The organism is Acinetobacter shaoyimingii, assembly GCF_011578045.1.
Lineage (GTDB): Bacteria > Pseudomonadota > Gammaproteobacteria > Pseudomonadales > Moraxellaceae > Acinetobacter > Acinetobacter shaoyimingii.
On record NZ_CP049801.1, the window covers coordinates 2091656 to 2105056 of the forward strand.

Annotated in this window: 14 protein-coding genes and 1 tRNA gene; 12 read left to right on the forward strand and 3 right to left on the reverse strand. The window is 37.5% G+C overall.

Features of this window, described 5'->3' with window-relative positions; translation table 11 throughout:
- Positions 1-82 precede the first annotated feature (82 nt).
- Entirely contained in the window at positions 83-232 is a 150-nt protein-coding gene (locus G8E00_RS16420) for a TM2 domain-containing protein (protein ID WP_227591431.1), read from the forward strand.
- 270 nt (positions 233-502) lie between these two features.
- Here the strand turns inward: G8E00_RS16420 and G8E00_RS09345 are convergent.
- Positions 503-579 (reverse strand) — tRNA-Ile (locus G8E00_RS09345).
- Between the two features lie 347 nt (positions 580-926).
- Here G8E00_RS09345 and G8E00_RS09350 point away from each other — a divergent pair.
- From G8E00_RS09350 to G8E00_RS09365, 4 genes are all read left to right on the forward strand, one after another.
- Positions 927-1487, forward strand: coding sequence for a 1-acyl-sn-glycerol-3-phosphate acyltransferase (locus G8E00_RS09350; protein ID WP_166009558.1), 561 nt, complete (start codon positions 927-929; stop codon positions 1485-1487).
- Between the two features lie 120 nt (positions 1488-1607).
- Complete coding sequence (locus G8E00_RS09355) at positions 1608-2303, forward strand: hypothetical protein (RefSeq protein WP_166223993.1); 696 nt, start codon at positions 1608-1610, stop codon at positions 2301-2303.
- A gap of 21 nt (positions 2304-2324) precedes the next feature.
- Positions 2325-2504 carry a hypothetical protein gene (locus tag G8E00_RS09360; protein ID WP_166223996.1) on the forward strand — a complete coding sequence of 60 codons (180 nt, stop codon included), beginning with the start codon at positions 2325-2327 and terminating at the stop codon, positions 2502-2504.
- A gap of 147 nt (positions 2505-2651) precedes the next feature.
- The gene (locus tag G8E00_RS09365) at positions 2652-3401 is read left to right on the forward strand and encodes a YebC/PmpR family DNA-binding transcriptional regulator (RefSeq protein WP_166223999.1); all 750 of its coding nucleotides are present in this window, start codon (positions 2652-2654) and stop codon (positions 3399-3401) included.
- A 90-nt stretch (positions 3402-3491) separates the two neighbouring features.
- Here the strand turns inward: G8E00_RS09365 and G8E00_RS09370 are convergent, their stop codons facing one another.
- On the reverse strand, positions 3492-3962 hold the full coding sequence (locus G8E00_RS09370; protein WP_166009552.1) for an Lrp/AsnC family transcriptional regulator: 471 nt from the start codon (positions 3960-3962) through the stop codon (positions 3492-3494).
- Between the two features lie 632 nt (positions 3963-4594).
- Positions 4595-5359 (reverse strand): glutathione S-transferase family protein, encoded by a 765-nt coding sequence (locus G8E00_RS09375; RefSeq protein WP_166009549.1) that lies wholly within the window; start codon positions 5357-5359, stop codon positions 4595-4597.
- Positions 5360-5746: 387 nt separating this feature from the next.
- On the opposite strand from G8E00_RS09375, the gene G8E00_RS09380 reads away from it, so the two are divergent.
- From G8E00_RS09380 to G8E00_RS09410, 7 genes are read left to right on the forward strand one after another with little or no spacing between them, the layout of a single operon-like run.
- Positions 5747-6949 (forward strand): SfnB family sulfur acquisition oxidoreductase, encoded by a 1203-nt coding sequence (locus G8E00_RS09380; protein WP_166224002.1) that lies wholly within the window; start codon positions 5747-5749, stop codon positions 6947-6949.
- A gap of 11 nt (positions 6950-6960) precedes the next feature.
- On the forward strand, positions 6961-8196 hold the full coding sequence (locus G8E00_RS09385; protein ID WP_166224005.1) for an SfnB family sulfur acquisition oxidoreductase: 1236 nt from the start codon (positions 6961-6963) through the stop codon (positions 8194-8196).
- On the forward strand, positions 8196-9611 hold the full coding sequence (locus tag G8E00_RS09390) for an LLM class flavin-dependent oxidoreductase (RefSeq protein ID WP_166224008.1): 1416 nt from the start codon (positions 8196-8198) through the stop codon (positions 9609-9611). Before G8E00_RS09385 ends, G8E00_RS09390 begins: the two co-directional genes overlap by 1 nt.
- A 56-nt stretch (positions 9612-9667) precedes the next feature.
- Positions 9668-10510, forward strand: coding sequence for a MetQ/NlpA family ABC transporter substrate-binding protein (locus G8E00_RS09395; RefSeq protein ID WP_166009541.1), 843 nt, complete (start codon positions 9668-9670; stop codon positions 10508-10510).
- Between the two features lie 12 nt (positions 10511-10522).
- Positions 10523-11374 carry a MetQ/NlpA family ABC transporter substrate-binding protein gene (locus G8E00_RS09400; protein ID WP_166224011.1) on the forward strand — a complete coding sequence of 284 codons (852 nt, stop codon included), beginning with the start codon at positions 10523-10525 and terminating at the stop codon, positions 11372-11374.
- 11 nt (positions 11375-11385) lie between these two features.
- Positions 11386-12456, forward strand: a complete 1071-nt coding sequence (locus G8E00_RS09405; RefSeq protein ID WP_166224014.1) for a methionine ABC transporter ATP-binding protein — start codon at positions 11386-11388, stop codon at positions 12454-12456.
- Entirely contained in the window at positions 12437-13096 is a 660-nt protein-coding gene (locus G8E00_RS09410; protein ID WP_166009535.1) for a methionine ABC transporter permease, read from the forward strand. The genes G8E00_RS09405 and G8E00_RS09410 overlap by 20 nt, the downstream gene beginning before the upstream one ends.
- The last annotated feature ends 305 nt before the right edge of the window (positions 13097-13401 follow it).

A 13401-nucleotide genomic window follows, 5' to 3' on the forward strand; every position in this document is an offset into this window, starting at 1 on the left:
ATCCCAGCGTTACCCTCTTATCAAAAAAAGGTTGTTGCTAAAGTGCCTTATATTTTATTGGCATTATTTTTAGGTGGATTTGGTGCTCATAAGTTCTATGCTGGAAAAAATCGGCTTAGGTATTCTTTATTTAATTTTCTGTTGGACGTATATTCCATCAATTTTTGCTTTTATTGAAATGATTGTTGCATGTTGCAAAACATCTGAAAGTAATGGTCAAATTGTTGTTTAATTCTAAATTAGCCTGAAAATGTTCAGGCTATTATTTTTTGTAAGATTGGGGTCTATTGAAAATTCACAGAAGGTTGCGATGACCAACATTTCGAAAATGACTTCATTCAATAAGCCAAACACTTGTAAAATAATTTTATAAGAATTTGAAATTCCAGAAGATTCCGATCTGGGTTAATCCCAACCTTCAATACAAAATAAAAAACCTCAACTGCATAATTCAAAGCAATTGAAGTTTTAGAAATCATATAAATGATACGATTATAAAATTTGGTGGGCCCACACAGACTTGAACTGTGGACCAACGGATTATGAGTCCGCTGCTCTAACCAACTGAGCTATAGGCCCTTTAAATACTGATATATCAAGTATTTCGGCTTCAGATACTAGCTAAAATAAAAATGAAATACAAGAACTTTCATAGACAAAGCGACATTATGACTAAATTATAAACAAAGAATTTACGCTTTGTTAAATGACTGAAAAAAAATCGTGCAGATGCTCTTTTTTCAACATCATAATTGCTAATTTTATTGCTGTTTTTGTAGCTCAACTTTGCTTTCAATATCCTAAAATATATAGCCAATGACGATATTTTGTCTGAGAAATGCGTAAATTTGATTTCTTTAGTTGTAATTTCTCAGACTTCATTTCAAACTTAGCCCGAAATTTTCACTTGCAAAAATGTAAAGGTTATGAAAAAACAACTCGGTGAACTTGCTTTTAAACTTGCTGGTGTTCAATACCACGTCGAACCTAATGTACTTGAAAATAAACAAGTGATCATTGGTTTCGAACACACCACAATGATGGATGCAGTACTTTCAATTGCATTGTTCCAAATTCATGGTATTAAAATTCATACCCTCATCAAAAAAGAGCTGTTTAAAGGTCCATTTAAGCCATTATTAGAAGGGATTGGTGGAATTGCAGTTGACCGTAAGTCAAATCGCGATATCGTGACTCAAATGGTTGAGCAATTCCAAAATAATGACACCTTTAACTTAGTGATTGCCCCTGAAGCTACACGTGCAAAAAATGGTGAAGAACGTAGACCGATCCGTACTGGATTTTGGCATATTGCCAAAGCAGCCAATGTCCCTATTGTGTTTTTATTCGTCAATCAAAAAACCAAAAAAGGCGGAATTTTTGGGAAAATTTACCCAACAGATTTAGATTCTGATTTAGCCAAAATCAAAGCCATGTATAAAGAATATACAGGCCTAGATATTGTGATACCAGAACCTAAAAACTAAAAGTATTTGACATAGTTCTCTATTTTTATTAGTATTTTTAAATAGAGCTCATTCTCTGAGCTCTTCTTTTGTTAAATGTTAAAAAACAATAATCAAAAAAAAATAAAATAGAGAATAAACATGGCTAATATAAGCCCCCAAATACAGTATGAAACATTACAACTTTTCCTAAACTCTATAGGTGCCTCTGATTTACCAGATCGCTTAACCGATCTTTTACTTCAATACAATTATGATCTCATCGACATCAATGGTTTTTTCCCAATCACTGTTCAAGATGCAGATGACAAAATCCATTCAGCGCAATTTATGATATTGGATGGTAAAAGTCATCATATGCAACATGACCTGCATATTTTACCATTTCACCAAAAAGGTACAGAAACCAGTCTAACCGATTCAAGCCAAAGTGCTTTGGAGCATGCAAGTCTTTTAGAATTGAATGAAGCGCTCAAAAGAGCAATTACAGATCACCCTCATGATCATTGTTATTTTCAACTCACTTTTAATTTAGACAATACCAAGAACAATCCGAATGATCATACACTTATGGTGTCTTTTCAGCAGATGACTGCTTATGCCCGAATTATTTATAGTCTGATGAACATCTCCTCTCCTCATGATCTTTTGACCGATCGATGGAAAAAAACGCCACTAAAAAAAATTCGTTCAAAGCTTTATCAATATGCGTTAGATCATGCTGAAATTTCAAAATTATGGGTGTGTATTATTTCAACATCGCTGTTTGTTTATTATGAAATAGAGGGGCATCAGAATGAACATATACATCAGCATAAAATGGAAAGTATTTTATAACCCTATATTCATGATCCATTATTGTTTGTGATTTCCCCTATTACTGAATGTTTTGACCTAGAAAGTCCAGAAGACCAAGAATGCTTAAAACACTACGCACTCTTGTACGATCGGTCAAAATGGCAATTTTGGCTAATCAACTGGTTCCGTATACATAAAGCCACCACCATTGTTGAAATTGAACGAACCCAAGCCGCCTAATCTGCTGAATATTGCACCAGCTTGGTATTTTTTTTGTGGTATATGTTCAAATCAAAAATGAAGTACTTTCTCTCAAAAAACCCCTTATGATAGAATTCGGTTTATTTTGATTCGGCACAACGCCAATCTACAAGGAGCATATTTCGCATGGCGGGTCATTCCAAGTGGGCTAATACTAAGCATCGTAAAGCAAAACAAGATGCGAGTCGCGCTAAAGTATTCACCAAATTTATTCGTGAGATCGTTACTGCTGCTCGTTTAGGAGGGGGTGATGTTGCATCTAACCCACGCTTACGTGCTGTGGTTGAAAAAGCATTAGTAGCAAACATGACACGCGATACGATCAACCGTGCAATTGCACGTGGTGTTGGCGGTGAAGAAAACGATGACTTAAAAGAAGTCACTTATGAAGGTTATGGTGTTGGTGGTGTTGCCGTTATTGTTGAAACAATGACAGACAACTTAAACCGTACTGTTCCAGATGTACGTCACTGCTTCTCTAAAACTGATGGTAACTTAGGGACTAATGGTTCGGTTGCGTTCTTGTTTACTAAGCGTGGTGAAATTACATTTGAAGATGTATCACTTGAAGACCAAATCATGGAAGTGGCGCTTGAAGCTGGTGCAGATGATATTGAAGTCGATGAAGATGAAATCTTAGTCATCACTTCACCTGAAGCTTTCGGCGCAGTTCAAGATGCATTAACCGCTGCAGGTCTAAAATCTGACAATGCTGAAGTGGTCATGAATCCATCGACAAAAGCAGAAATTACAGACATCGAACAAGGCAGAAAAATCATGAAAATGATTGATATGCTTGAAGACCTTGATGATGTTCAAAATGTATATACCAACGTTGAATTTTCTGACGAAGTCTTAGCTGCTTTAGATGAATAAAATATTCTGACTTAAAAAACGCACCACATGGTGCGTTTTTTATTTATTCAAACAATGATGTATGTAAGAAGCTGAATGTAATTAAAAAAATTAAACTCTGCTCAACAAACCACTACAGTTAAACACCTTATATTCTTTAATCACAAAACTAGAATGTAGCGCCACGACAAATTCAATTTTACCTATGCGTTTAAGTAAAATTTCACTGTAATTTTCCATATCTCGTGCGACCACTTCCACAATAAAATCTGCCGACTGCCCTGTCACCAAAAAAGCATTAATCACTTCTGGAATGCTTTCAAGCTCTTCTAAAAATTTGGCAAAAGTGTCTGTATCATGCTTACTTAAAGAAACTTGCAGCAATACATGTAGGCTAAATCCCAATTTTTGATAATTAATATCACGCTTTAAATTGGTCATGATATTGGTTTCAATAAGATGTTTGATCCGACGATGTACAGAACTCACAGACAAGCTAATCCGTTCAGACAGTTCATTCAGGTTTAAATCTTCGTGGGTCAATATTTCAAGAATTTGTTTATCGTAACGATCAAGTTCCATCACAGGCTCCAATAGGTCATTGTATTTACTTGGATGATGAAACATAGATGATGAAGTTTGATCTTCAAATGCATTCAACTAAATCAAAAACAGTCAAATACGTTATTGTATTTTTAGGGTCAGGGGAAAACTTTACGTTTACTCCAACAACTATACGTTTATAACCTATAGCATATGCCTATAAACTTATGGTCTATAGCGTCCAAAGCCGAATTGAGATCTTGTGGATATATGAACATATTGTCTCCCAAAAACATGTTCAAAACTCGCTTCGATCCCCTTCTCACCCTTGGACATAAGGTTAGCAACATCCGTTGTATATTATTTCTCTAAAATGCAATAATTTCTAGTCAATCTTATGATTATTTTTCACTAACTAGCATTTTGACGATATATTTTCCCAAATAAGAATATTTATTGAATTTTAATTGCAAATAATAAAGAAACCACGCAAGTTTTTTCTTTAGTTAAAATCAAAGTATTTATCCTTTTTTAGATGTAGCAACAACATACTAAACAGTGTTCAGGAGAACATTTTAATAAATAAAAAAGATCTGAAAAAATACATATGCAATTTAAAAATGTGTCAAAGATTAATCAGACTTTCTATGCACACGCAATGCGGAGTGATTTTAGATACCACGCCAATCGACTCGAGCATTTCTTTCATTGGCATAGATACGTTTAATATATTGCCCAAGGGGTAAATCCAATAATTGCATTTTATATTCTTGGTATTCTGTCTCGTGCGTAGCATCGATATCACGCTCCCAAGGCGTGCCTTCAATTTCTAAAAGTGGTGCTAACATTGAGCAAACCGCAATATCTGCAAGTCCCAAACGATCACCAACCAAATAACGACCGCCATTTTCAATCAGGCGCTGATTTAAATCAGCAACGATTTCATCCATTTTCGTTTTGGCTTCACTGACTTTTTCCGAATCCAACTTGTAGCCCTTCGCCACCAAATTTTTAATGATCGGTTTGGAGAAACGTTGAAATTTACGTAAATAACCCTTTTCACCAATCATAATTTCCAGCGGTTCATCACTCACTGTGAATGTATGTGCAAGTCCCCAACGGCGTACATAGCGTCCGAGTTCATTGCATATTTGATTGATGTCTAAGGCTTGTTGACGCAATTTTGGATCAAATCTGAGTAAGGCGTGCTCAGGATATGTATCATCTAAATACAATGCAATTTGCGTTGAATCTGCAATCCAGCGGTCATTATCTTTTAAAATAGGAAGTGTATTTTGACCTGTTTTTAATTGTGCAAATGCCCGATGCACACCCGGAATTAAATTATGCGCCACAAAATCAAGCTCTTTGTGGTCCAATAACCAGCGGGCTTTCTCACAAAAATGTGATAGAGGAAACTGGTAAAGTAATCGCATAAAATCTCCCGATAAGTTTTTGATTTAAAATACAACAAATTGATCTAGCTGTGTACTTTAGAGAGCCAATATTAAAAAGGCAATGAACTTTTTGTTCAATTTTTCACACAAAATGCGCAAGCCATTATAGAAATACTTATTTAAGATTATATATTTTCAGCAGTAGCTTATCTTTTTTAAAAATATAGCAAAGCAATTATAAAACTCCAATTGAGTTGTGGTTGTATTTTATTATTTTAATTCAATTGCTTAGTATATTACATTTAAAACCAAACTTAGCAGATTAAATCTTAAACATTTTTTTTGCATTGTACATCTTTATCTTTCATTTAAATTTTTATAGTGACAGCGTTAGCGTGATACATAGATTTAACCATGGGTATTATCATGTCTCGCTTAATCACTGAATCTGTTCATATTATTGAAAATGATCAAGATGCAATAAATGCAGCCTACCAGGTTGCAGATTTTGCACTAGAAGGTCGTAACCAACGCGATCAAAATCGCAGTCTGCCCTTTGCAGAAGTCGATTTATTCAGTCAAAAAGGCTTAGGTGGTATTCGTATTCCGAAACAATACGGCGGCGCCTATGTATCCAATAAAACCCTTGCGCACGTGTTTCGTATTATCAACAAAGCGGATTCAAGCTTGGGGCAAATTCCGCAGAACCAAATTGCACTTTTAAATATGATTCAGATCATGGGCACCGAACAACAAAAGCAATTTATTTTTAATGAAATTTTAAACGGTAAACGTCTTGCCAATGGTGGTCCTGAACGCAATACCAAAGACACCAAAACTTTAGCGACCACACTCACAATTGAAAATAATCGTCACTATGTTGATGGTGAAAAGTTCTATTCAACTGGCAGTTCATTCGCTCATTGGCTGGCGATTAAAGCGGTACATCCAGAAGGTCATGTGGTGCTGACATTGGTCGATCGTCATGCAGCTGGCGTTGAAGTCATCGATGATTGGGATGGTTTTGGACAACGTACAACATCAAGTGGCACAGTCAAACTGAATCATGTCGAAATTGATCCATTTTTAATATTTGATGAACGCTTATTGGCAAATCAAACCAATTACCGTGGTGCGTTTTCTCAGCTCATGCAAGTGGCGATTGATATTGGTATTGCTGAAGCAGCTTTTCAAGATACCTTATCTGCTGTACACAAAGCCCGCCCGATTATCGATGCGCAAATCGATAAAGCCAGTGATGAACCTTACACTTTACAAGAGATTGGTAAATCAAATGTGTTACTCGATGCTGCCATTTTACTCCTCGATGAAGCTGCTGAATATTTAGATGAATTAGATCAACTGGAAGATGTCAGCGATGAACAAGCGGCCAAAGCATCGATTTTAGTGGCTGAAGCCAAAGTCTATGCCAATGATGCTGCTTTAGAGATTTCAGAAAAACTGCTTGAGTTAGGCGGTAGTCGTTCCAGCCTCAGTATCCATAATCTAGATCAGCATTGGCGCAATGCTCGTGTACACACCTTACACGACCCTGTGCGTTGGAAATTTCACATTTTGGGGGATTACTACCTCAATCATAAATTTCCTGCTCGTCATGCATGGGTTTAAGGAGAATAATCATGACTTCCTATTTAGATCTTCAAGCATCAAAAGCTCATCAAACTTCATTTAATCTTGCAAAAGCACATATTATTCAGTCCGATGAAGAAGCCTTAGAAATAGCTCAAGCTCTGGCTGAACAGTTTAAAGCGGAAGCAATCAAACGTGATGCAGAACGGGTTTTACCTTTCGATGAAATTGAAGCCTATAGCCAATCAGGACTTTGGGCAATTACTGTACCTCGGCAATACGGTGGTGCAGAAGTATCAAGTTTAACTGTTGCAAAAATCATTGCCCTGATGAGTGGTGTCGACGGATCAATTGGGCAAATTCCGCAAAACCATTTCTATGCCTTAGAAGTGCTACGTAATACAGGCTCTGAATCTCAAAAACAACATCTATATGCAGAAGTATTAAAAGGCGCGCGCTTTGGTAATGCCTTGGCAGAATTCAAAACTAAAAATTCAACTCAGAAACATACCCTACTCAGTAAAAATGAACAGGGCTATGTGGTCAATGGTGAAAAATTTTATTGCACAGGCAGTTTGTTTGCACATCGCATTCCAACCCTAGTCAAAGACGAGCAAAATCGTGAGTTTTTGGTGTTTATTCCGAGAGAATCAGAAGGCTTAGAAGTGGTAGATGACTGGTCTGGTTTTGGACAAAAAACCACGGGTAGCGGCACGGTTAAATTCAATCAGGTTCAAGTTGCTGAAGACGATATTATTCCTTTCGATAAGGCATTTTCCGAACCTACGCTGGTGGGACCATTTGCACAAATCATGCATGCAGCGATTGAAGTCGGTATTGCACGTGCAGCATTTGAAGAAACCTTAGTTCGGATTCGTCAGGCTCGTCCTTGGATTGATTCGGGTGTCGATCATGCCACCCAAGATCCATTAACCATTTATGAATTGGGTCGAATTGGTGCAGATGTTCGTGCCAGTGAAGTATTACTTAAACAAGCAGCACGCTCTATTGATACAGCCAAACCTACACCAAATGCTGAAAATATTGCACGTGCATCCATTGATGTCGCAAAAGTTCGTGCCCATAGCACACAGACCGCTTTAAAGGCATCTTCAAAGTTGATTGAACTGGCGGGTAGCCGTGGCAGTCAACGCCGTGATGGTCTAGACCGTTTTTGGCGTAATGCCCGTGTGCATACCCTGCATGATGCTTCTCGCTGGAAATATTACTTCATTGGGAATTACGTATTGAACGGCACATTGCCTCCACGCCGAGGGACTTTGTAATGTCGAATCTAAACCCAACACCCAAGAAGATCTTACTCAATGCTTTTGACATGAACTGTGTCGGGCATATCAATCATGGTTTATGGACACATCCACGAGATGAATCGCACCGTTTTAATGAGCTGAGCTACTGGACAGATTTAGCCAAAACGCTTGAAGATGGTTTGTTTGATGGATTATTCATTGCAGATATTACTGGGGTTTATGACGTCTATCAAAACAATATTGATCTCACTTTAAAAGAATCAATCCAACTGCCTAGCCATGATCCGAGTACTTTAGTTTCAGCCATGGCTGCCGTAACCCAGAATTTGGGATTTGGTATCACGGTCAATTTAAGCTATGAATCGCCTTATCAATTTGCTCGACGTTTTGCGAGTCTCGATCATTTGACTCAAGGTCGCATTGGTTGGAATATTGTGACGGGTTATTTAGATAGCGCACAACGACTTATTGGGCAAAGTGGCTTAAAAGATCATGACCTTCGCTATATACAAGCCGAAGAATTCTTAACACTTTGCTATAAGTTTTGGGAAGGTTCTTGGGAAAATGATGCGATTTTAAAAGACAAGAAAAATCGTATTTTTACTGATCCTACTAAAGTGCACCAAGTTCAACACAACGGTCAGTTTTATCAAAGCCAAGGTGTGTTTCAAGTTTCACCATCGGTACAACGTACCCCTGTTCTCTTTCAGGCAGGTGCTTCACCTCGTGGTCTTGCTTTTGCGACAGGTCATGCAGAAGGCATTTTCATTGGTGGCGACCAACCTGAAAAAATTAAGAAGCAAGTTGATCAAATTCGTCAATTGGCAAAAGAACAAGGGCGCAATCCTGATGACATCAAAATCTTTGTTGGTATTACTGTTGTTACAGATGCAACCGATAAGTTAGCGCAAGAAAAATTGGCTGAATATCAGCGTTACGCAAGTCCTGAAGCAGGACTCGCTCATTACTCGAGCTCTGTGGGAATTGACCTTGCAAAATTTGCAGATGATGAAGCCATTCCCTACCAAAAAACCAATAGCATTGCTTCAGTGAATAACAAATTCAAAGAGCAAAAAATCACACGCAATGATTTAAAAGCACAACACAGTTTAGGTGGTCGCTATCCGCTGATTGTTGGTAGTGGAACAACTGTAGCTGAAAAACTGATTCAGTTGATTGATGAAACAGGTATAGATGGTTTCAATTTGACCCGCACAGTTGCCCCAGAATCGCATCATGATTTTATTCGTTTTGTTATTCCAGAGTTGCAACAGCGAGGTCGTTTTAAAACTCAATATGAACACGGAAGCTTACGTCATAAATTAATTAATCATGGCGATCGACTCCCTAAAAATCATCCAGTCGAACAATTCCGATGTCCATCATCAACAGGATTATTACGACAAACTGTACAGACTGAATCTGCGTAGACATAAATCAAAACGTATTGAATGACATATTAAGCTTAAACATTTTGAGGTGCATCATGGCACAAATATCGAAAACAAAATTTGCAATTTTCGGGGTAATTTTCGCCTTTTTTCTTGTGGGGATTGTGGCGTGTTCACAAAATAAAAAAAATGAGGTGGGAGAACTTGTGATTGGCACCAGTCCGTCATTTGCAACACCATTACAAGTGGCTGTTGAAGAGGCAAAAAAGCAAGGGATTCAGGTTAAATTGGTGGAATTTTCAGATTGGAATACACCGAATATTACCTTGAACCACGGCGATATTGATGCCAACTATTTTCAGCATCAACCCTTCTTAAACAATGTGTTAAAAGAAACAGGATTCAAGCTGAAATCATTAGGTACAGGCATTGCCACTCATGTTGGTTTATATTCTTTGAAATATAAATCTTTAAATGATGTGCCTGAAAATGCACGTGTCGTTATTCCAAATGACCCTGTGAATCAAGGGCGTGCTTTATTGTTATTACAACAAGCAAAACTGATTACACTAAAAGATTCGAATAATCATTTGTCTAAAATCAGTGATATTTCTAGCAATCCTAAACACTTCAAATTCATTGAGGTTGAAGGACCGCAAACTGCACGTGCTGTAGATGATGCAGATTTAGTCTTTAGCTACCCACATTATTTACGTTTGGCGAAGACTATAGATCCAAATGATGCTTTAGTTTTTGATGACAATACCAACACACGTTATGCCATTTTATTTGTGGTTCGTGATGATTATGAAACAAAGTCGCCTGAACGTGCAGAACAACTGAAGAAATTTATCCAGATCTATCAAACTTCGCCTGCTGTGAAAAAAGCGATTGATAATGATGTGGGTGACAAACTTTGGTTTGCGGACTGGAAATAAGGAGTTACTCATATGACTCAGCAATCAACTGCAAGCCAAAATCAAAAGCGTAAGCTTTGGATCATTATCGCCTCTGTGATTGTAGTCGTTGCAGCTTTAGCAATTTACAAATACATTCATAAACAAAATCAGGATGATGTGCTCACTATTGGCATAAATACACCTACAGCAAAAACCATGGGAATTGCAGTAGAAGAAGCGAAAAAACAAGGGATCAATGTCAAGTTGGTGGAATTTTCAGATTGGAACACCCCTAACATCACTTTAGAGCATGGTGATATTGATGCGAACTATTTTCAACATCGTCCATATTTAGACAATACCACTAAAGAACGTGGTTATAAGTTTAAGATTGCGGGTGAAGGCTCTTCTACACATGTGGGACTATATTCAAAAAAATATAAATCTTTAAATGATTTACCTCAAAATGCGAAAGCAGTCGTTCCCAATGACCCTGTCAATCAAGGTCGTGCATTATTGCTCTTTCAACAAGCCAAGTTAATTACATTAAAAGATCCAGACAACTATCTTTCGAGTTTGAAAGATATTCAATCCAATCCTAAAAACCTGCAATTTATTGAAGTTGAAGGTCCACAAACTGCACGTGCCCTTTCAGACGCTGATGTCGCTTTTGGATACCCAAATTATTTAATTCTAGCGAAAAACCACGATCCTCATGATGCTTTGATTTTTGATCCTGCAACGGGTAATCGCTATGCCTTGTTATTTATCACTCGTGATAATTATGTCGATAAAAATCAAAAACTTGAGAAATTCATTCACATCTTCCAAACATCAGCAAAAGTCAGAGCATCAATTGATGAAGACTCAGGCCATGATCTTTGGTATGCGAGCTGGAAATAAGGAGTATGAAGATGGTTAGTTTTGGTTCACAAATTGAATTTGCAGTGCCACATATCACCATTCGAAATTTGGAAAAGTTTTATCATGTGCAGGGCAAACAAGTTCATGCCTTAAAAAATATCAATCTGGACATTCCTGAAGGCAAAATTTTTGGAATCATTGGAAAAAGTGGTGCAGGAAAATCATCCTTAATTCGCACATTAAATGGTTTAGAAAAAATTGATGAGGGCAATATTCATATTCATCAACAATCCTTATCTGAACTTAATCATGGCGATTTAATTCAATTACGTCAGAAAATAGGCATGATTTTTCAACATTTTAATTTAATGTCTGCCAAAACAGTGTATGAAAATGTGGCGCTGCCTTTAAAAATTGCCAATTACAGTACTTCTGATATTCAACAACGGGTCACTGAAGTTCTAGAGTTGGTAGGTTTAAGCGATAAAGCACAGAATTACCCTTCTCAACTTTCGGGTGGTCAAAAGCAGCGTGTCGGCATCGCGCGTGCTTTGGTCAGTAAACCTGAAATATTACTCTGTGATGAAGCAACTTCTGCTCTAGATCCAGAAAGTACTTCTGTCGTTTTAGCATTATTAGAAAAGATCAATCTCGAACTTGGACTCACAATTGTTTTAATTACCCATGAAATGCAAGTCATTCGTGAAATTTGCGATCAAGTCGTGGTGATAGATGCGGGTGAAATTGTGGAGTCAGGTCAAGTCTGGTCTGTATTTTCCAATCCTCAGCAAGCCATAACTCAAGAACTTTTGAATTTGGAACAATTAGATCTGCCTTTTACAGTTTATGAAGAATTAAATGATCTCGTTACTCACAGCATCGTGAAACTTAAATATGCCACTGAGGCGAAATTTTCTCCTAACTTGACTGAAATACTGTCTAGCTTTGGTCAATCGGTACATCTGTATCAAAGTCATATTGATAGCATTCAAGATCATTTAGTAGGCACACTCATTGTTGGTGTTCCAGATTTAAGTATTGACCTTCAAATTTTAAAACAACAATTGAAGCATAAAATTGCACATGTAGAGGTATTGGGCTATGCACGACCAACTCATTGATCTATTGATTACAGGAACCATCGATACCTTAGTGATGGTTGGGGTTTCTGCCTTTTTTGCATTACTGATTGGTCTGCCAATGGCAGTGATTTTAGTGAATACTTCTGAACATGGGATTTATCCATCAAAAACGATTAATCAAGCTTTGGGCTGGGTGGTGAATATCACACGATCTATTCCCTTCTTGATTTTGATGGTGGCTTTAATTCCATTGACGCGCTTTATTGTGGGAACGAGTTATGGCGTTTGGGCTGCAGTCGTACCATTAACACTGGCTGCCACACCGTTCTTTGCTCGAATTGCAGAAGTCAGTTTACGTGAAGTCGATCATGGGCTCATTGAAGCCGCCCAAGCCATGGGCTGTAATCGAAAGCAAATCATTTGGCATGTGCTTTTACCTGAAGCCTTACCTGGCATCGTAGCAGGTTTTACCGTAACGTTAGTCACCATGATTAACTCATCTGCCATTGCAGGTGCCATTGGTGCAGGTGGTTTGGGTGATATTGCCTATCGCTATGGCTACCAACGTTTTGATATGCAAATTATGCTTGCAGTGATTTTAGTTCTGGTTGTTTTAGTGATGTTGGTACAGGCAACGGGCGATGCGTTATCAGCACAGTTAGATAAACGGAAGATTTAAGCGCACATTATAAATAAGAGACTATCGAAAATGAGAAGAATGCTGTGTTTGAGTATTCTTCTCTTTTACTTTTATCAACTTTCAACAAAATCGGATTTTAAAAAATTCATGTATAAATTCTGAACCTAAGGTCACGCTAAGCAAGTCTTAAAGTTTAATATCATCAAAAATATAAAAAATGAATTGGTCTATTTTGAAGATTAACAACACGATAACCAAAAGTATAAAAGTAGCGATAACTTGAATCACAACTAAAATAAGTGTTCACGCTCAGGCATTGATTCAGCACGCATTCATCTACAAAC